This window comes from Mycobacterium sp. NPDC050551, from assembly GCF_040674075.1.
Lineage (GTDB): Bacteria > Actinomycetota > Actinomycetes > Mycobacteriales > Mycobacteriaceae > Mycobacterium.
This window is the reverse complement of the sequence record NZ_JBFARC010000002.1, coordinates 293,376-313,308: the sequence shown is the minus strand read 5'-3', so window position 1 is coordinate 313,308 and position 19,933 is coordinate 293,376. Positions and strand designations below refer to the sequence as shown.

At 66.0% G+C, this 19,933-nt stretch carries 13 protein-coding genes and 2 pseudogenes; 6 read left to right on the top strand and 9 right to left on the bottom strand.

Going from position 1 to position 19,933, the window contains the following annotated elements:
• The first annotated feature begins 9 nt into the window (after nt 1–9).
• Nucleotides 10–1,011, top strand: a complete 1,002-nt coding sequence (locus tag AB0K11_RS08120) for a 4-hydroxy-3-methylbut-2-enyl diphosphate reductase (protein ID WP_364974499.1) — start codon at nt 10–12, stop codon at nt 1,009–1,011.
• Nucleotides 1,012–1,013: 2 nt separating this feature from the next.
• On the opposite strand, the gene AB0K11_RS08115 is transcribed toward AB0K11_RS08120, so the two are convergent.
• On the bottom strand, nt 1,014–2,111 hold the full coding sequence (locus tag AB0K11_RS08115) for a DUF6542 domain-containing protein (protein WP_364974497.1): 1,098 nt from the start codon (nt 2,109–2,111) through the stop codon (nt 1,014–1,016).
• 84 nt (nt 2,112–2,195) lie between these two features.
• Between AB0K11_RS08115 and ychF the strand changes: the two genes are divergently transcribed.
• Nucleotides 2,196–3,269: a redox-regulated ATPase YchF gene (gene ychF / locus AB0K11_RS08110; RefSeq protein WP_264012296.1), complete on the top strand. Its 1,074-nt coding sequence runs from the start codon at nt 2,196–2,198 to the stop codon at nt 3,267–3,269.
• A gap of 41 nt (nt 3,270–3,310) precedes the next feature.
• On the opposite strand, the gene AB0K11_RS08105 is transcribed toward ychF, so the two are convergent.
• Complete coding sequence (locus tag AB0K11_RS08105) at nt 3,311–10,468, bottom strand: Ig-like domain-containing protein (protein WP_364974493.1); 7,158 nt, start codon at nt 10,466–10,468, stop codon at nt 3,311–3,313.
• Nucleotides 10,469–10,672: 204 nt separating this feature from the next.
• On the opposite strand from AB0K11_RS08105, the pseudogene AB0K11_RS08100 reads away from it, so the two are divergent.
• Nucleotides 10,673–11,046 (top strand): annotated as a pseudogene (locus tag AB0K11_RS08100) (DUF933 domain-containing protein); the annotation flags it as partial.
• Nucleotides 11,047–11,218: 172 nt separating this feature from the next.
• Here AB0K11_RS08100 and AB0K11_RS08095 read toward each other — a convergent pair.
• A complete protein-coding gene (locus AB0K11_RS08095; RefSeq protein ID WP_364974491.1) occupies nt 11,219–14,005 on the bottom strand; it encodes a VCBS domain-containing protein in 2,787 nt (928 codons plus the stop codon).
• A gap of 209 nt (nt 14,006–14,214) precedes the next feature.
• Between AB0K11_RS08095 and AB0K11_RS08090 the strand changes: the two are divergent.
• Nucleotides 14,215–14,531, top strand: a pseudogene (locus AB0K11_RS08090) (DUF933 domain-containing protein); the annotation flags it as partial.
• A gap of 18 nt (nt 14,532–14,549) precedes the next feature.
• Here the strand turns inward: AB0K11_RS08090 and AB0K11_RS08085 are convergent.
• Genes AB0K11_RS08085 through AB0K11_RS08075 form a run of 3 tightly spaced genes read right to left on the bottom strand, consistent with a single transcriptional unit; the run spans nt 14,550 to nt 16,118 of the window.
• Nucleotides 14,550–14,867, bottom strand: coding sequence for a hypothetical protein (locus tag AB0K11_RS08085; RefSeq protein ID WP_364974488.1), 318 nt, complete (start codon nt 14,865–14,867; stop codon nt 14,550–14,552).
• Nucleotides 14,854–15,450 carry a nitrile hydratase subunit alpha gene (gene nthA / locus AB0K11_RS08080; protein WP_364974485.1) on the bottom strand — a complete coding sequence of 199 codons (597 nt, stop codon included), beginning with the start codon at nt 15,448–15,450 and terminating at the stop codon, nt 14,854–14,856. The genes AB0K11_RS08085 and nthA overlap by 14 nt, the downstream gene beginning before the upstream one ends.
• Nucleotides 15,447–16,118, bottom strand: coding sequence for an SH3-like domain-containing protein (locus AB0K11_RS08075; protein WP_364974483.1), 672 nt, complete (start codon nt 16,116–16,118; stop codon nt 15,447–15,449). Before AB0K11_RS08075 ends, nthA begins: the two co-directional genes overlap by 4 nt.
• A 208-nt stretch (nt 16,119–16,326) precedes the next feature.
• Here AB0K11_RS08075 and AB0K11_RS08070 point away from each other — a divergent pair, with 208 nt between their 5' ends.
• Entirely contained in the window at nt 16,327–17,088 is a 762-nt protein-coding gene (locus tag AB0K11_RS08070; RefSeq protein ID WP_364974480.1) for a hypothetical protein, read from the top strand.
• Between the two features lie 190 nt (nt 17,089–17,278).
• Nucleotides 17,279–17,848 (top strand): ester cyclase, encoded by a 570-nt coding sequence (locus AB0K11_RS08065; RefSeq protein ID WP_364974478.1) that lies wholly within the window; start codon nt 17,279–17,281, stop codon nt 17,846–17,848.
• Nucleotides 17,849–17,870: 22 nt separating this feature from the next.
• Here AB0K11_RS08065 and AB0K11_RS08060 read toward each other — a convergent pair whose 3' ends face one another.
• The 3 genes from AB0K11_RS08060 to AB0K11_RS08050 form a co-directional block, all read right to left on the bottom strand.
• Entirely contained in the window at nt 17,871–18,329 is a 459-nt protein-coding gene (locus tag AB0K11_RS08060) for an SRPBCC family protein (RefSeq protein WP_364974475.1), read from the bottom strand.
• A gap of 56 nt (nt 18,330–18,385) precedes the next feature.
• On the bottom strand, nt 18,386–19,207 hold the full coding sequence (locus AB0K11_RS08055; RefSeq protein WP_364974472.1) for a hypothetical protein: 822 nt from the start codon (nt 19,205–19,207) through the stop codon (nt 18,386–18,388).
• A 278-nt stretch (nt 19,208–19,485) separates the two neighbouring features.
• Nucleotides 19,486–19,869, bottom strand: coding sequence for an HNH endonuclease signature motif containing protein (locus tag AB0K11_RS08050; protein ID WP_364974469.1), 384 nt, complete (start codon nt 19,867–19,869; stop codon nt 19,486–19,488).
• Nucleotides 19,870–19,933 lie beyond the last annotated feature (64 nt).

Below are 19,933 nucleotides of genomic sequence, written 5' to 3'. Positions count from 1 at the left end.
CCTGGAGTCATGCCGTCGACAATCAACATGGGGATTCCGGGCGCTTCCAGCTCGGTCACTGGCGGCGTCGCCGGCAAGCGGGTCCTGCTCGCCGAGCCTCGGGGCTATTGCGCCGGGGTGGATCGGGCCGTCGAGACCGTCGAGCGGGCGCTCGAGAAGCACGGCGCCCCCGTCTACGTGCGGCACGAGATCGTGCACAACCGCTACGTGGTGGACACGCTGGCCAAGGCCGGCGCCGTTTTCGTCGAGCAGACCGACGAGGTGCCCGAGGGCGCCATCGTCGTGTTCTCCGCCCACGGCGTCGCGCCGACGGTGCATGTGGAGGCCGCGGCCCGCAATCTCAAGACCATCGACGCCACCTGCCCGCTGGTCACCAAGGTGCACAACGAGGCCAAGCGCTTCGCGCGTGACGACTACGACATCCTGCTCGTCGGTCACGAGGGTCACGAGGAGGTCGTCGGCACCGCGGGTGAGGCACCAGATCACGTCCAGGTCGTCGACAACCCCGACGCGGTCGACAAGGTCACCGTGCGTGACCCGAACAAGGTCATCTGGCTGTCCCAGACCACGCTCAGCGTCGACGAGACGATGGAGACGGTGCGCCGACTGCGGGAGAAGTTCCCGACGCTGCAGGACCCGCCCAGTGACGACATCTGCTACGCCACCCAGAACCGCCAGGTCGCGGTCAAGGCGATGGCGCCCGAGTGCGACCTCGTCATCGTCGTCGGATCCACGAACTCGTCGAACTCGGTGCGGCTGGTCGAGGTCGCGCTGCTCGCCGGCGCCAGGGCCTCGCACCTCGTCGACTTCGCCGACGACATCGATCCCGCCTGGCTGGAGGGTGTCACCACCGTCGGCGTGACGTCGGGAGCATCGGTGCCCGAGATCCTGGTGCGCGGCGTGTTGGACCGGCTCGCCGAGCACGGGTTCGACACCGTGCAGCCCGTCACCACCGCCAACGAGACACTCGTGTTCGCGCTTCCGCGCGAGATCCGCCCGTCGCGCAGCTGAGCTCAGCGCTCGGAGTCGTATTCGTCCCAGCTGTGCCGCCGCGGGCGGGTGCGGTATTCCGTACGGCGGTCGCTGTCGTCGGCGCCCCGGTAGCGCACCCGTGACACCGGGTGGTGCGTCGAACTCCCGTTGGAGCCATTGGTCCGGTGCGGTTCGAGCGGCTCGTAATCGTCGTAGTCGCTGTAGCGGCGGCGCCGTTCCGGCCTTTCGTAGGCGTCGTAGGAGGACCGTCGCTCGGCGGGGGGTTCCTTGCGCGGCTCGCGAGGCGACTGGCTGCGCGGCCGCCGGCGGGGTTCGGCGGACGGCGGCTCGGGCGACCTGGCGCTCCTGGTCCGGCGCGGACGCTCCTCGACCGGCTCGACGAGCTCGGTCTCCGGCGGGCGGGTGTGCCGCGACCGCGACGGTGTGGCCTTTCTCACCGGCTTGCGCGTGCCACGGGCCTCGCGGGCTTCCAGCGCGGCCTCACCGGCGGCGGTGCGGGCGGACCGGCGGGGCCGTTCGGCAGCGGCGGGCTTGCGCGGCGGTTGTTCGTCGTCGTCCTCGGTGGCAGCACCGGTGAGAGCCGACACCTTGGCGGTGACGGTCGACAGCAGGCCGGCGCCCGAGGCGCTGCGCTTGGGCTTGGCGTCTTTGGTGTCGCTGGTCCCGGCGGGTGCGGCCCGCCGTGCCGACGTGCCGAGATACCACCGGCCCATCCCGATGAGCAGGACCGCCGCGGCGGTGAAGAACATCAGCGGGAACCGCTCGATCAGCGGATAGCCGCAGTTGATGGCCAGATCCTTGAGCCCGCTGAGCTGCCCGCCGTGGAACAGGAAGTAGGCGCCGGGAACGCTCGCGAACAGGATCAGGGGCGGCTGGATGACGGCGGTGAAGATCGAGTTCTGCCGAACCGCGAGCACCGCGAGCAGGCAACCGAGCACGTAGCAGGCGGAGAACACGGCGCTGAGCTGACGATCGCCCGATCCGGCGTCGAACGCGAAACCGATGGCGGTGAACGTGCCCGCCAGCAGCACGGCACCCCACCACGGCACACCCGGGAAATTGGGATGCACAGAGCGATGGTCGGCCGACACCGCCGGCCGGGCGCGCTGTCCTGACACAGGTAGACCGTACCGGCTCCGCGGCGTGCCGCGCTGCCAGCGCGCGCGGGTGCGCGCGCCGCCCTCTGGCAGACTGTGATCCCTGTGGGCCTCAACCTCGGAATCGTCGGACTCCCGAACGTCGGAAAGTCGACCCTGTTCAATGCGCTGACGCGCAACAACGTGCTGGCGGCGAACTACCCGTTCGCGACCATCGAACCCAACGAGGGTGTGGTCGCGCTCCCGGATCCTCGGCTCGACGAGCTGGCGAAAATGTTCCACTCCGACAAGATTGTGCACGCGCCGGTGACGTTCGTCGACATCGCCGGCATCGTGAAGGGCGCGTCGGAGGGCGCGGGCCTCGGCAACAAGTTCTTGGCCAACATCCGCGAATGCGATGCGATCTGTCAGGTGGTGCGGGTGTTCACCGACGACGACGTCACCCATGTCGACGGCCGGATCGATCCGCGGTCCGACATCGAGGTGATCGAGACCGAACTCATGCTCGCCGACATGCAGACCCTCGAGCGGGCGCTGCCGCGGCTGGAGAAAGAGGCGCGCACACACAAGGACCGCAGACCCGTGCACGAGGCCGCGCTCGCCGCGCAGGAGGTGCTCAACGACGGCCGGACGCTGTTCGGTGCGAGCTTCGACGCGACGCTGCTCCGCGAGCTGAACCTGTTGACCACCAAGCCATTCCTGTACGTGTTCAACGCCGACGAGGGCGTGCTGACCGACGACGCGCGGGTGGCCGAACTGCGCGAGCTGGTGGCGCCCGCCGACGCGGTGTTCCTCGACGCGAAGATCGAAGCGGAACTGCAGGAACTCGACGAGGAGTCGGCGGCCGAACTGCTGGAGTCGATCGGGCAGACCGAACGCGGCCTGGACGCACTGGCCCGTGCCGGGTTCCACACGCTGAAGCTGCAGACCTTCCTGACGGCGGGGCCCAAGGAGTCGAGGGCGTGGACGATTCACCAGGGCGACACCGCGCCGAAGGCGGCAGGGGTCATCCACACCGACTTCGAGAAGGGGTTCATCAAGGCCGAGATCGTGTCCTATGACGACCTGGTGGAGGCCGGCTCGATGGCGGCGGCCAAGTCGGCGGGCAAGGTGCGCATGGAGGGCAAGGACTACGTGATGGCCGACGGCGACGTGGTGGAGTTCCGCTTCAACGTCTAACGGGCTGTAGACCGCTCTACCTGGCGCCGGCCTCGCGCGACCTAGCTGATGACGAGGGTGACAGTGCCCACGTTGCTGTCGACGGTTCCGTCGTTGACCTTGTAGGTGAACGAATCCTGTCCGGTGAAGCCGGTATTGGGTTCGTAGGTGAAGGACCGGTCGACGCCGTTGAAGACCAGGACGCCGTTTTGGGTGCTGGTGAGCAGTGTCGCGACCAGCGGATCGCCGTCATCGTCGAAAGACCGGTTGGACAGGGCGATTGCGTAATAGCCATCCTTGGCCAGCGGAATGGTGTCGTTGGCCACTACCGGTACGTCGTTCACCGAAGTGACGGTGATGTTCACAGTGGTGAAGGCGGAAGTGGCGATGCCGTCATTGATTTGGTAGGTGAACGAGTCGGGGCCGTGGTAGTTGGGTGCCGGCGTATAGATGAACGAGCCGTCGGAACGAAGATCGAACAGGCCCTGATGTGCCGTCGCGGTGCCCGCACTGAGAACCAAAGCGTCGCTGTCGATATCGGTGTCATTGCCCAGCACCCCGGGAGCGGCGACGGTCAATGTGGTGTCTTCGGTGACGGTGTACGAATCGGGGTTGGCCACCGGGGCGTTGTTGACCGCTTTGACGTTGAGGCTCACGGTGGCCACCGGACTCGTGGCTGTGCCGTCCGACGCGCGGTAGGTGAAGCTGTCGGGCCCGATGTAGTTGGTAGTGGGGGTGTAGGTGAACGACCCGTTGGGGTTGAGCGACAGTGTGCCGTGCGACGGACCGGCATCCACCTGCGCAGTCAATGAACTTCCCTCGGGATCAGTGTCATTGGCTAATACGCCGCGGGTGACGACCGTCAACGCAGTGTTCACGGTGGTGGCATAAGAATCGTTGGTTGGTGTCGGCGCGTCGTTGACCGGGGTGACGGTGATGGTGACGGTGGTGTACGTCGACCTGGTGATGCCGTCGGTGATCTGGTAGGTGAACGAATCCGTGCCGCTGAAGTTGGGTGGTGGGGTGTAGGTGAACGAACCGTCCGACAGGAGCTGGAATGAGGAGGGAGCGGCGTGGACCGGATTGGTGACCGCAACGACGTATATCCCGGGACCGTCGATGTCGGTGTCGTTGTTGAGCAGTCCGTAAGCGGGGACGGTCAACGTGTTGTCTTCGGCGATGGTGTAGAAGTCCGGAATGGCCACCGGAGCGTCGTTGACCACGTTCACTGTCAGCGACACGGTGGCCACATTGCTGTCGAGCACGCCGTCAGTCACCTTGTAGGTGAACGAGTCCAGCCCGGTGTAGTTGGCAGCCGGGGTGTAGGTGAACGACCCGTTTGAGTTGAGTGTCAACGTGCCGTGTGCGGGATCACTGACCTTCACGACGGTCAACGGGCTGCCTTCCGGGTCGGTGTCGTTGCCCCGTACACCAGGCGCTGCCACGGTGAGCGCAGTGTCCTCATTGGTCGAATAGGCGTCATTGGCGGCCACCGGGGCGTCGTTGACCACGTTGACCGTCACGTTCACCGTGGCCACATTGCTGTCGAGCGAACCGTCAGTCACCTTGTAGGTGAATGAATCCGGCCCCGTGTAGTTGGCAGTCGGGGTGTAGGTGAACGAACCGTTTGAGTTGAGTGTCAACGTGCCGTGTGCGGGATCGCTGACCCTCACGACGGTCAACGCTGCGCCTTCGGGATCACTGTCATTGCCCAGTACACCGGGCGATGCCACGGTCATCGTGGCGTCCTCATTGGTCGAGTAGGCGTCGTTGGCGGCCACCGGGGCGGTGTTGACCGCGTTGACCGTCAAATTCACCGTGGCGACATTGCTGTCGAGCGAGCCGTCATTGACGTTGTAGGTGAAGCTGTCCGGTCCGCTATAGCTGGCCGCCGGGGTGTAGGTGAACGACCCGTTCGAGTTGAGGGTCAACGTTCCGTGCGATGGGTCCGTCACCAGCACCGCCATCAGCGAATTTGTCTCGGAGTCACTGGCATTGGACAACACGCCCGGCGAGGCCACCGTCAGCGCGGTGTCCGCATTCGTCGAATAGGACTCGTTGACTGCCACCGGCGAATCGTTGACCGGGGTGATCATGACGGTGACGGTCGCTTCGTTGCTGGTCGCACCGGCGTTGTCATTGACGCGGTAGGCGAAACTGTCGATCGTTACTTCCACACCGTTCGAGGTGTAGGTGACGGTGCCGTTGGGGCCGGCGGTGACGCTCCCGGCGGTTGGGTGCCGAGTGATGACGACCGTGGACGTATCGACCGTGCCGTCGGCGTCGGTGTCGTTGGCGGTGACCGTGACAATGGCGACGCCGCCTTCGGCGACGGTGATGCTGTCGTTGTTGGCGACCGGCGGTGCGCTGAGAGGGACATGTGTGGCCAACGAGATCACCGACACGGTCTCGTCGAAGTAGTTCGTGATGTACGCCAGGGTGCCGTCGCGGGGGACCGCGATGTCGTACGGAGTGTTGCCGACGGGAATGGTGGCGGTGACGGTGTTGGTGGTGGTGTCGATCACCGACATGGTGCCGTCGTGAAAGTTGATGACGTAGGCGCCGGTGCCGTCGGGGCTCAGCGCGATATTCCACGGGGTGTTGCCGACGGTGATGGTGGCGGCGACGGTGTTGGTGGCGGTGTCGATCACCGACACGGTGCCGCTTTGGGAGTTGGCAGTATAGGCGCGGGTGCCGTCGGGGCTGAGCGCGATCCCGGTCGGGCCTCCTCTGCCGAGGGGGATGAAGGCGGTGACGGTGTTGGTGGCGGTGTCGATCACCGACACGCCGTCGTCCTGGGTATGGGCAACGTAAGCGCGGGTGCCGTCGGAGCTGAGCGCGATACCATCTGGCCTGCGGCTTACCGGGATCGTTGCGATGACGGTGTTGGTGGTGGTGTCGATCACCGACACGGTGTGGTCGCGATTGTTGGTGATGTAGGCGCGGGTGCCGTCGGGACTGAGAGCGGTTTCCCGCGGGCCCGCGCCGACGGGAATGGTGTCGGTGACGGTGTTGGTGGCGGTGTCGATCACCGACACTGTGTAACCAATGAAATTGGTGACGTAGGCGCGGGCGCCATCGGGGCTGAGCGTGACCCCGTTCGGGGAGTCGCCGACGGGGATGGTGGCGGTGACGGTGTTGGTGGTGGTGTCGATCACCGACACGGTGTCGTCGCCGTTGTTGACGATGTAGGCGCGGGTGCCGTCGGGGCTGAAAGCCACCCCACTAGCGGCGCCGCCAACGGCGATGGTGGCGGTGACAACTGCTTCGGCCGGATCGATCGGCACATTGTTGACCGTGACCGTGACGGGCGGGTAGGTCCCGTCGGTGACTGTGACGGTGAAGCTGTCGACGTCCTCGCCGGGAGATTCGTAGGCGTCGAGGCGTGCCTTCGGCTTCGGTGTGTAGCTGAAGGTGCCGTCGGTGTTGACCACCACTGTGCCCTGGGTCGGCTCGGTGGTGACGGTGTAGGTCAGGGTGTCGTTGTCGGCGACGTTGAGATCGCCTGTGATAACCCCGAATTGGGGATCGGCCGAGTTGACGGTCGGCGGCGCGGTGATCACCGGGGCACGGTTGGCGAACGAGATCACCGACACGGTGCCGCTGCCAGTGTCGGTGGTGTACGCGTGGGTGCCGTCGGGGCTGACCGCGATGTCGGACGGGGAGTTGCCGACGGTGACGGTGACGGTGGCGGTGACGGTGTTGGTGGTGGTATCGATCACCGACACGGTCCCGCTGTAGTAATTGGTGACATAGGCGCGGGTGCCGTCTGGGCTCAGGACGATCCCCTGCGGGCGAGCGCCGACCGGGATGGTTTCGGTGACGGTGTTGGTGGCGGTGTCGATCACCGACACGGTGCCGTCGGATTTGGTGATGTAGGCGCGGGTGCCGTCGGTACTGAGCGCGATTCCGTACGGGCCGGAGTCGACGGGGATGGTGGCGGTGACGGTGTTGGTGGTGGTGTCGATCACCGAGACGGTGTGACTGTAGAAATTGGCAACGTAGACGCGGGTGCCGCCGAGGGGGCTGAGCGCGACCCCAATCGGGTAGCCGCCGACGGTAATGGTGGCCACGACGGTGTTGGTGGCGGTGTCGATCACCGACACGGTGTTGTAGTGGGAGTTGGTGGTGTAGGCGCGGGTGCCGTCGGCGCTGAATGCGACCCCGCGCGGCTCCTCGCCGACGTAAATGGTGTCGGTGACGGTGTTGGTGGCGGTGTCGATCACCGACACGTCGCCGCTGTTGTAATTGGCGACGTAGGCGCGGGTGCCGTCGGGGCTGACCGCGATCGCCATCGGGCGGTCACCGACGGTAATGGTGGTGATGACGGAGTTGGTCGCGGTGTCGATCACCGACACGGTGTCGTCGACAACGTTGGTGACGTAGGCGCGGGTGCCGTCAGAGCTGAGCGCGACCCCCAACGGGAAACCACCGGCGGCGATGGAGGCGGTGACGACTGCCTCGGCCGGGTCGATCGGCACATTATTGACCGTGACCGTGACGGGCGGGTAGGTCCCGTCGGTGACCGTGACGGTGAAGCTGTCGACGTCCTCGCCCGCGGATTCGTAGGCGTCGAGGCGTGCCTGCGGCTTCGGTGTGTAGCTGAAGGTGCCGTCGGTGTTGACCACCACTGTGCCGCGGGTCGGCTCGGTGGTGACGGTGTAGGTCAGGGTGTCGTTGTCGGCGACGTTGAGATCGCCTGTGACAAAGCCTAATTGGGGATCGGCCGAGTTGACGGTCGGCGGCGCGGTGATCACCGGGGCACGGTTGGCGAACGAGATCACCGACACGGTACCGCCGGAGTAGTCGGTGGTGTACGCGCGGGTGCCGTCGGGACTGACCGCAATCCCCATGGGGTAGTCGCCGACGGGGACGGTGGCGATCACGGTGTTGGTGGTGGTGTCGATCACCGACACGGTGTCGCCCCCAGCGTTGGTGGTGTAGGCGCGGGTGCCGTCGGGACTGACCGCGATCCCCAACAAGTAACCGCCGACGGGGATGGTGGCGGTGACGGTGTTGGTGGTGGTGTCGATCAGCGACACCGTGCCGCCCGTGCCGTTATAGGTGTAGGCGCGGGTGCCGTCTGGGCTGAATGCCACTCCGCGCGACCCCGTGCCCACGGGGATGGTGGCGGTAACGGTGTTGGTGGTGGTGTCGATCACCGACACGGTGTTGTCAATCTGGTTGGTGACGTAGGCGCGGGTGCCGTCGGGACTGACCGCGATCCCCAGCGGGTATCTTCCGACGGGGATGGTGGCGGTGACGGTGTTGGTGGTGGTGTCGATCACCGACACGGTGCCGGCGCCATTGTTGGTGATGTAGGCGCGGGTGCCGTCGGTACTGATCGCGATTCCCTGCGGGTATCTTCCGACGGGGATGGTGGCGGTAACGGTGTTGGTGGTGGTGTCGATCACCGACACGGTGTGACCGTTGTAGTTGGCGGTGTAGGCGCGAGTGCCGTCCGGGCTGAGCGCAATCGCGTATGGGTTGCCGGTGACCTCAACGGTGGCGGTGACGGTGTTGGTGGTGGTGTCGATGACCGACACGGTGTTAGAGCTGAAATCGGAGGTATAGGCGCGGGTTCCGTCGGGGCTGAAGACGACCGCGTTCGGACCGACGCCGACGGCGATAGTGGCGGTGACGACCGCTTCGGCTGGGTCGATGGGCACGTTGCTGACGGTGACCTCGATGGGCGGGTGGGTCCCGTCGGTGATTACGACGGTGAAACTGTCGACGTCCTCGCCGGCGGATTCGTAGGCCTCCAGGCGTTCTCGCGGCTTCGGCGTATACGTGACCGTCCCGTCTTCGTTGACGACCACCGTGCCGCGGGTCGGCTCGGTGGTGACGGTGTAGACGAGAGGGTCACCGTCGGGATCGGCGACGTTCAGCGTGACATTCACAGCGCCCGTCTGGGGGTCGGGGCCGCCGTTGATGGTGAAAGCCGGGTCGCCGACAACGGGGGCGCCGTCGACGGGGGTGATGGTGATGGTGGCGGTGGTGGTGGAGGTGTGGCCGCCGCCGTAGAGCAGGCCCTCGGTGCCGTGGATGTGCCAGGGGCTGGCTTCGTCGGAGACGGTGTAGGTGAAGGTGTCGGTGCCGGTGTAGTTAGCGGTCGGGGTGTAGGTGAACGTGCCGTCCTCGTTGAGCGCCACGGTGCCGTGGGTGGGTTGGGTGTAGTTGGTGACGGTGAGTACGTCGCCGCCGGGCAGGCCGGCGACCGGGGTGCTCATGTCGGGGTCGGTGTCGTTGGCCAGCACCGCGATGTCCACGGGGGTGTCTTCAGAGGTGGTGACCGCATCCTCTACCGCGGTGGGGGATTGGTTGAAGAGGCTGCGTTGCAGTTCGCGTTGCACCCAGCCCAGCACGATGAACAGCATCATCGGCGGGGCGGGGGTGGTCGGGCCGGGGGCGAAGATCGAGTTCAGCAGGGTGGTGATGGCGGTGTTGAAAATATTGCCCAGCACCGCGGGGGCCCCCAGTAGCGCTTCAGAGAGGTTGGCCGGCTGAGTGGTCAGTGGCGCTGGGGCTGGGGTGCCGGGCGCGGTCGCGGTCGCGGCGATGAACATCTGCGGTGTGGCGGCGGGGTCATCGAGGGTCAACGTCATCGTGCGTGCGCTGGGTTGCTCGTCGCTGAACTGTTCGGCGTCGGTGTCGCTGTCCTGGTCGGTGGGGCCGGTGAGGTCTTCGATCAGGGCGGCGGTGGTGGTGTCGGTGGGTGCGAGGTAGCCGGTCGGCGGCTCGGTGAGCGCCGGTGGGTCGGGTATCACGACTGTGGTGTCGGTTACTGCGACCGGTGTGGGAGTCCCGGTCAGCGGCGTGGCGGTCTCTGGGGCGTGCACCACCGGGGCCGGGGTGGTGACCTCCTGCTCGGCGCCCTCCTCGTCGAGATCGGAGTCCTCGTCCAGATCGGAGTCGTCGTCCTGGTCGGAGTCGTCGTCGAGATCGGATTCTTCGTCCTCATCGGAGTCTTCGTCCAGATCGGATAGGTGTGCGCCGCCGATGTTGGCGCCGGCCTTGTCGTCAGACGGGTCGTCGGACGGTTTGTCGGACGGTTTCTCGGAGTTGTCGGAGTTGTCGGAGTTGTCGCCGGTGGACTGCGCACCCTCCTCGGCCCATGCGACTGCGGGGTTGCCGATGCCGTATCCGGTGGCCGCCGCCGCCCCGACACCCAGCGCCACCGCCAACGCGCCAACCCGGCCGATGTGCATCGCATAACCCATGTCTGCATCCCCGATGACCCGGACGTCGCCGCGAAACCGGGGTCGGTGAAGTTTCGGTCGGTGCCAGCCCGATCACGCCACTCCGAGAGCAGCAGCAAATTGACTGCGCCGTCAAACCCTAGCGGAAACCGGCATCGCAATGTGCTTTTTTTGCGACCGATTCCCGGTGCCGCCGCAATTGCGCCATCTTCGCGACCGTGCCGAATCGAATCGGAACTGCAGGAACTCGACGAGGAGTCGGCGGCCGAGCTGCTGGAGTCGATCGGGCAGACCGAACGCGGCCTGGATGCGCTGGCCCGTGCCGGATTCCACACGCTGAAGCTGCAGACCTTCCTGACGGCGGGGCCGAAGGAGTCGCGGGCGTGGACGATCCACCAGGGCGACACCGCGCCGAAGGCCGCAGGGTCATCCACACCGACTTCGAGAAGGGCTTCGTCAAGGCCGAGATCGTGTCCTACGGCGACCTGGCGGAGGCCGGCTCGATGGCAGCGGGCAAGTCAGCGGGCAAGGTGCGCATGGAGGGCAAGGACCACGTGATGGCCGACGGCGACGTGGTGGAGTTCCGCTTCAACGTCTAACGGGCTGTAGACCGCTCTACCCGGCGCCGGCCTCGTCGCGGAATGTCTCGAGGTTCGTGCGTCGAAGCGGTAGAGGCGCATCCGGTCGGGCGGCGGTAGGTTGCCATCGCGGACGCGGCGGGCGATGTCGATCACCGACACGATGTGCAGCTCCGTAAGCGGCCTTTCGACGCTAACTAGACCCGCCGTACACGAAGATGGAGATCCAGACAGGCGAGGACGAGTTGCCGTCGCTGACCTCGTAACGAACGGAAAACCCATAGCCGTGATTGGGAGGAACACTGTCGGCTGTGTAGGTGAATGAGCCGTCCGGGTTGATGACCACATGAGGATTTGACGAAGGCACGACGGTGAGGGCATCACCCTCGGGATCGCTGTCGTTGGCCAGGACACCCGGGGCCGCGACAGTGAGCGTGGCGCCCGAAGTAATCGTGTAGGTGTCGTCGGCGACCTTCGGAGGGTCGTTGAACCCGTTGATGGTGATGGTGACGGTGGTGGTGGCACCGTCGGTGGTGGTGGCGGTGAAGGTGTCGGTGAGTGGGGTGCTGGTGGTGGTGAGCGTCTGCACCGTGGTGTTGGTGTTGTCGAGGGTGTAGGTCCAGGTGCCGTCGGCGGCGAGGGCGTAGTTGCCGTAGGTGGTGGTGTCTTCGGCGGCGGTCCAGGTGTCGGCGGGGCCGTCGATGTCGGTGGCGTCGAGGTCCCCGGTGGTGCTGGTGGTGTCGTTTTCGGTGGCCGTGCCGGTGGTGTCGCCGGTGATGGTGGCGGGGTCGTTGACCCCGGTGATGGTGATGGTGACCAGTTGGGTGGTGCCGTCGGTGGTGGTGGCGGTGAAGGTGTCGGTGACCTTCGCGGCGGCGGCCAGGGCCTGCACTGCGGGGCGGGTGTTGTCCAGGGTGTAGGTCCAGGTGCCGTCGGCGGCCAGGGTGTAGCTGCCGTAGGTGGTGGTGTCGTCGGCGGCGGTCCAGGTGTCGGCGGGGCCGTCGACGTCGGTGGCGTCGAGGTCTCCGGCGGCGGTGGTGGTGTCGTCCTCGGTGGCCGTGCCGGTGGTGTCGCCGGTGATGGCGGCGGGATCGTTGAACCCGGTGATGGTGATGGTGACGGTGCGGGTGGCGCCGTCGGTGGTGGTGGCGGTGAAGGTGTCGGTGAGTGGGGTGCTGGTGGTGGTGAGCGTCTGCACCGTGGTGTTGGTGTTGTCGAGGGTGTAGGTCCAGGCGCCGTCGGCGGACAGGGTGTAGTTGCCGTAGGTGGTGGCGGCGGTGTCGGCGGCGTTCCAGGTGTCGGCGGGGCCGTCGACGTCGGTGGCGTCGAGGTCTCCGGCTGTGGTGGTGGTGTCGTTTTCGGTGGCCGTGCCGGTGGTGTCGCCGGTGATGGTGGCGGGGTCGTTGACCCCGGTGATGGTGATGGTGACCAGTTGGGTGGTGCCGTCGGTGGTGGTGGCGGTGAAGGTGTCGGTGACCTTCGCGCCGGCGGCCAGGGCCTGCACCGCGGGGCGGCTGTTGTCCAGGGTGTAGGTCCAGGTGCCGTCGGCGGACAGGGTGTAGTCGCCGTAGGTGGTGGCGGCGGTGTCGGCGGCGTTCCAGGTGTCGGCGGGGCCGTCGACGTCGGTGGCGTCGAGGTCCCCGGTGGTGGTGGTGGTGGTGTCGTCCTCGGTGGCCGTGCCGGTGGTGTCGCCGGTGATGGTGGCGGGGTCGTTGAACCCGGTGATGGTGATGGTGGCGGTGGTGGTGGAGGTGTGTTGGCCGCCGTAGAGCAGGCCCTCGGTGCCGTGGATGTGCCAGGGGCTGGCTTCATCGGAGACGGTGTAGGTGAAGGTGTCGGTGCCGGTGTAGTTGGCGGTGGGTGTGTAGGTGAACGTGCCGTCCTCGTTGAGCACCACGGTGCCGTGGGTGGGTTGGGTGTAATTGGTGATGGTGAGCACGTCGCCGCCGGGCAGGCCGGCGACCGGGGCGCTCAGGTCGGCGTCGGTGTCGTTGGCCAGCACCGCGATGTCCACGGCGGTGTCTTCAGAGGTGGTGACCGCATCGACCACCGCGGTGGGGGATTGGTTGAAGAGGCTGCGTTGCAGTTCGCGTTGTACCCAGCCCAGCACGATGAACAGCATCATCGGCGGGGCGGGGGTGGCCGGGCCGGGGGAGAAGATCGAGTTCAGCAGGGTGGTGATGGCGGTGTTGAAAATATTGCCCAGCACTTCTGAGGCTCCCAGCAGCGCTTCAGAGAGGTTGGCCGGCTGAGTGGTCAGTGGCGCTGGGGCTGGGGTGCCGGGCGCGGCCGCGGCGGCGATGAACATCTGCGGTGTGGCGGCGGGGTCATCGAAGGTCAACGTGCTCATCGTGCGTGCGCTGGGTTGCCCGTCGCTGAACTGTTCGGCGTCGGCGTCGCCGTCCTGGTCGATGGGGCCGTTGAGGTCTTCGATCAGGGCGGCGGTGGTGGTGTCGGTGGGTGCGAGGTAGCCGGTCGGCGGCTCGGTGAGCGCCGGCGGGTCGGGTATCACGACTGTGGTGTCGGTTACTGCGACCGGTGTGGGAGTCCCGGTCAGCGGCGTAGCGGTCTGCGGGGTGTCAACCACCGGGGCCGGGGTGGTGACATCCTGCTCGGCGCTTTCCTCGTCGAGATCGGAGTCCTCGTCGAGATCGGAGTCCTCGTCGAGATCAGAGTCCTCGTCGAGATCAGAGTCTTCGTCCTCATCGGAGTCTTCGTCCTCATCGGATAGGTGTCCGCCGCCGATGTTGGCGTCGGCATCTGACTTCGGCGTATCGGTATCGGCCTCGTCGTCGGACGGCTTGTCGGACGGTTTGTCGGAGTTGTCGGAGTCATCAGAGTTGTCGCCGGTGGTCTGTGAACCCTCCTCGGCCCATGCCACCGCCGGGTTGCCGATGCCATATCCGGTGGCCGCCGCCGCCCCGACACCCAGCGCCACCGCCAACGCGCCAACCCGGCCGATGTGCATCGCATAACCCATGTCTGCATCCCCGATGACCCAGACGTCGCCGCGAAACCGGGGTCGGTGAAGTTTCGGTCGGTGCCAGCCCGATCACGCCACTCCGAGAGCAGCAGCAAATTGACTGCGCCGTCAAACCCTAGCGGAAACCGGCATGGAATGTGTCCTTTCTGCGACCGATTCCCGGTGCCGCCGCAACCGCGCCGTCTTCGCGACACATCCGCGACCTTGCCGCATCGAAGCCCGAATTGCAGGAACTCGACGAGGAGTCGGCGGCCGAGCTGCTGGAGTCGATCGGGCAGACCGAACGCGGCCTGGATGCGCTGGCCCGTGCCGGTTTCACACGCTGATGCTGCAGACCTTCCTGACGGCGGGGCCGAAGGAGTCGCGGGCGTGGACGATCCACCAGGTCGACACGTCGCCGAAGGCCGCAGGGGTCATTCACACCGACTTCGAGAAGGGCTTCATCAAGGCCGAGATCGTGTCCTACGACGACCTGGTGGAGGCCGGCTCGATGGCGGCGGGCAAAGTGCGGATAGAAGGCAAGTGTCTCCAAATCGAACGGTCAGTGATCGTGGCCGTGCGGGCGCGCCAGAAACTCCCGATGTCGCGCTTCGACGACACCCGGATCGAGCGCGCAGGTGTCCGCGAGAGCGTCCTCGAGCGCCGCCGCCCAACTGCGCCAGTAGGGCCGGGTCGGCGCCTCGCCCACCCGGACTATGAGCCGTTCCCGGAAGTCCGCATAACTGAAGACGCGTTGGCTGAGCGCCATCGTCACGCCGAACAGGCGACGCTCCCACGGTGCGTCGAATGCCAACTCCCCGTTGGCTCGCGGCGGTGCTGCCGGGCCTTCGGCGTCGAGAAGCACCTCAGCGTCCGCCATCGGCTGCCTCGGAAGCCAGCGCGACACCGATCATCGAGTCACGTGTGATCAGTGGAACCAGTTGTTCCGCCGACCACCCTTCGGTGCCCGACGGTCGCCGGGGCAGCACGAGGTAGCGCGCTTCGGCCGAACTGTCCCAGACGCGGATACGGACGTCGTCGGAGACGACCAGCCCCATTTCGGCAAGTACCTTGCGTGGCTCGACGACCATGCGCGACCGATACTCCGGCGATTTGTACCACGTCGGCGGCAGGCCGAGGACAGGCCACGGGTAGCAGGAGCAGAGGGTGCAGACCACCACGTTGTGCACATCGCTGGTGTTCTCGACAATCCGCATGTCCGCGCCTTCTACCCCGCCGAACCCGAGTTCGGCGATGGCCTTGGTGCCGTCGACCATGAGCCGTTTCCGGAAAGCGTCATCGGTCCAAGCTCGCGCAATCACCTTGGCGCCGTTGAGTGGCCCGACATCCTTCTCATAGTGCTCGATGACCGCATCGACGGCGGCCGGGTCGATCAGCCCGCGCTCCAGGAGCAACGACTCCAACGCTTCAACGCGGACAGCGATGGGGTCAGGCTCACTCATGCCGGCTCCAAATAAGGCTCGAACAACTCGATGCGCACCTCAATATTGGGCTCGGCCTCGTCGCCCCACAGTTCGGCTCCATCGAACATGACGGTATAGAGGTGCTCAGCGGCAGTTGAGCCGGTGGCGAAACGTCGGTCCGGGAGCATCGCGGCGCCGCGGTGGTCTGTCACTCGCCCGAGCCGGCCGCTGACGTAATCGGGCTGCTGACTGTGCCCCTCCGCGGGCGCCGGGCGGACCCGCACCGCATCACCGATCGCAAAGCGTGCGGGGCGCTTCGACTTCTTGTGCGTCCCAATGATCTTCGGTGCAACCCGAGCGTTCATGAGGCGGGGCAAGGTTGGACGCAACGCCACCCGCCGCAGGAACAGGGCCGTGCCCACCACCTTGAGCTTCGGAACCGAGCGTTCACCCGAGAGGTGCTTGGCAAACATCTGCTCGATGGCAGGGACCCATCGGCGGTAATACGGGCCGAAGTACTCCTCCGGCGGCAGGAGTGCCAAGTACCCACGAAATGTGTCGAGGTCAGGGCCGAGCAACGTTTGCAGGAAGTAGTTGATGCCGAAAATTCGGCGCTCCCAGACCGCGTGGAACACGGGCTCGCTCGGCGTGTGGGCGATCGAGCCGAAGTGCTCGGTCTTGCCGCCCAGATCGTGGCTGTTGGGCACGTAGCGAGCGTAGACCCGATTCCCACTTGGGCGCTGCCGATCTCGAGCCCTGATTTCCGCTTCAACCTTGGGCCTGAACTGCATCTTTGCTCGTATACGAGCTCAAGTTCGACGATCATCGTCATAAGCCGAACGCCAGGCAGTACGTTGAACGCGGCCGACCGCAGGCGCTTTTCGACGCGTTTTCGCGGTGGAAAGCGAGGGGCTGATGAAAGACGTTCTGATCGGCGTCGTCGTCTTCGCGATCATCTTCGGCGGCGCAATGTTGGGGATGTTTCTCGGAAAGGTCCTTCCCGATCCGCATTTGAGCACCGAGTCGCGCGACGCCATCAGGACCATAATGGCCATGCTGGGGACGCTGTCGGCTGTGGTGCTCGGCCTTCTCACCGGCTCCTCCATCGGTTCGCTCGCCGAGAAGGAGAGTGAACTGCGAAGTGCCGGAGTCCAATTCCTCATGCTTGATCAGACCTTGGCAGAGTACGGGCCGGAGACCGCGCCGATCCGAGCGCTGGCCAAGGATCTGCTCGCACAACGAATACATCAGATCTGGCCGGAGGAAGGCGGTGCGGTGTCGCTCACGGCGCTCAGCAGTGGGGCCGGCATCCTCTTGGTTCAGAGGGACGTCTTCGATCTGTCGCCGCGGACGGAGCGACAGCAGTGGCTGCGGTCCAACGCATTGGAGAGCACCAACACGATCGCCCTGTCGCGGTGGACCACCGTCGAGCAGATCGGAAGCCGATTCCCATGGGCCTTTTTCGTCGTTGTCGTGGCTTGGCTGGCGGTGATCTTCGCCAGTTTCGGGCTGTTCGCACCGCGGAATGCAAGCGTGATCGCGGCATTGGTGGTCGCCGCTGTGGCACTTGCCGGCCCGATCTTCATGATGCTCGAGATGGATCAGCCGTACGGCGGGCTGGTCAAGATCCCCAGCACTTCTCTGCGGGTCGCCTTGGACCAGATGGGTCGATCGTGAACGCGCGGGCGCTGTGGATGTCGAGCTGACGGCATAGGCTTGCGCCATCAGTTGGTTGGGGGTCCGATGTCCGAAGAATCGGTGGGTTCGTCGTCCAGATGGTGGTGGCGGCTGTGGCCGCCCAGGAACTGGCTGCTTGTCGCCAACACCCACTTCATGTCTCGGCGTTCACGCCGCCGATGGTCGGCCGGTGGAGCCGGAGGCGGTGGGAACTTCGGCGGGGATGGCGGTGGCGGCGGGCCCAGCTGTGGCGGTGGAGGTGGCTGCGGTGGCGGGGGCGGCTGCGGCGGTGGCGGAGGGGGCTGACCGAGATGGGGAGGTTCTGCTTCGACGTCGGATCGACCGAGAGATCGGCCCGATGAGCGAAAGCGATCTCTTGGCCGTCTACCGTGCCTACCTGCAGTGCCTGAACGATCGACAATGGCCAAGACTCGGAGAGTTCGTCGCCGATCAGCTGACCTACAACGGACGACGGATCACCCTGCACGACTACAGAGCGATCCTGGAAGGCGATGTCGACGCGATCCCAGATTTGCAGTACCAGCCGGAGGTCCTCATCGCGGCCGATGACGTTGTGGCGTGCAGGCTGTTCTTCGAATGCACTCCGCGGCGAACGTTTCTGGGCTTCGAGCCGACGGGCGGGCAGGTTTCGTTCCCCGAGCACGTCTTCTACAGGTTCGATGACGACCGCCGGATCGCCGAGGTGTGGTCGGTGATCGACCTGCAGGCGATCCGCGAGCAGGTGATGCGCGGGTCATAGCGGCAAGTTCGGCCGGCGACCGTCAGCGCCTGTTGACCGCCCAGCCATCGACATGCGCCGGCAGTCGGGCGAGATGTCGTGCCAGCACACGCTGATAGGCCATGGACATGGCGGCGTCGAGAAGTCGACCGACGGGTCCGCCGAACGCCGGTTCACCCGTGGCCTGGCAGGTGTAGCGCGTACCCCCGGGGACCTCTTCCAAGGTGTCGACGGTGACGAACGGAAACCTGGACTTCGTCGACCGGAATTCCATCACCCTGGGCGGCTCGAAACGGGTGAAGACGCCGGTCCACTCGTAGGTGATGCCGAACATCCGGGCAGTGCCGTGCCAGACATCGCCGGGAACGTACGGTGGTCGCTTTTCGGCGCGAACGGCGACGATCCCCGGCAACACGTTCGAGGTGTAGTCCGGATCGACGATGTAGTCCCAGACCACCTGCGCGGGATGGGCAATGACGACTGATGCGGTTCCATGAGCCATGACTCACGGTAAATCGACATGGACGCCTTCGGCGACAGTTGAGAAAGGCCCGCGAGTCAGCGCGGCGGTGCAGGTGCGGGTGGCAGCGGAATCGAGAACGGGGCGCAGGGCCCGAACAGGTCGGGACGGAAGAGCTTCGTCACGACGCATTCACCGTTCACGCCAGGGTATTTCGCGGTAACGGTGCTGACGACCAGGGTGCGCACCTGCCTGTACAGGTCGGTGCTCGCCGTGGTGGCCAGACTCTTCGCCAAGGAGTACATGTTCATACCGGTCCCGGGAACCGGTTGTTTCCCGCGCGCCGTGTCTGGGCCGTCCTTGTTCAGCGCCGAGTGGCACTCCTGGAAGCCGGGCGGTGGCCCCCCGGGGGGACAGCCGTCGAACGGAAACTGATTGAAGAACAACAGATTGAAGTAACCGGTGTGGAGACCGGCCGGAAAGGCGCCCGGATTGCAGGACGGGAACAGCGGGGGAGCCAGCCGGTTCGGCTGCCCCGCCGCAATGTTCTCCTCGACCCAGTTCGAGTGGGCGTAGAAATCCTGCTGGGCGTGCAGTAAGCCGCCGAACGCGGCGCGCGCGGCGGGTCCATTCACCAACACCGTTGCACCCGGGCCGGCAGGGAGTGACCCGCTGAGGAGGACCGGTGAGAAGGTGTTCCACGCCCGCTGCGCCTTGGCGCAGACCTCCGCGGGGCTTCTCGCGTTGTCGATGTGTCGCCAGTCGTCGAGCGCGAAGGCGTCACTGCCCATGGCGCCCCCGCCGGGCGGCGGCCCGTTGAGGATCTGCGCGATGCCGAGTTGATTGACCTGATCCGGTGGGAGCGCGGCACGCGTGATGCTCTCGTGGTTCTGAATCGCGAACGCCGCAGCGGTGGGCATGGCCCAGCAGCACAACGCGCCGATCAGGCCGGCGACGACGGCTACCGACGATGCGGCCCGTCCCCGCCGTAGAAATGCAGTCATTCGATCTCCTCCTGGCAACGAATCGCAACGTGATGGAACGACTCGAAACGTCGCTGCGCTGGCAGCTCAGTACCCGGCAGTCATCAAGAGCAAACTGGGTGACGATCGACGGTTCGTCGGACGACTGCGCTGTGCAGCCGTCAACAGTTGTTGACGGGCGCATATGCGGCACATGCCGCGGACGCTCACGCCGACTACTCAGGGGAAGGCGCAACGACGGTGTCATCGGCGCCGACGTCGATCAGCTCGCGGGCGATCTGGGCCTGCCGGACCAGGAACGCGCCTTCGTCGAGCTTCTTGCGGCGCATCCAGCCGGTGACTTCGAAGTTGCACTTGCTGGCGTTGCACGAGCGGCAGCTGGGCACCACATTCGCCAACGCGTAACGGCCGCCCCGCGAGATCGGCAGCATGCAGTCCTTCTGCAGCGGTGTGCCATTGGCGCCGCAGTAGGCGCACCCGCCCCACGCCAGCTTGAGCGCGGCCCACTGGGCTGCTGTCAGATCGTGTTCCTGCTCGGCCATCCGCCGGCTGCGTCGGCGCGCGTATCTCGCCGAGCGGGTCCGGCTTCGGGGCGGCATGGGCTGAGGCTAACGCCGGTCGCGGCCTCCGCCGGTGCGGTGACCTCCCGCGTGTCGCCGATGA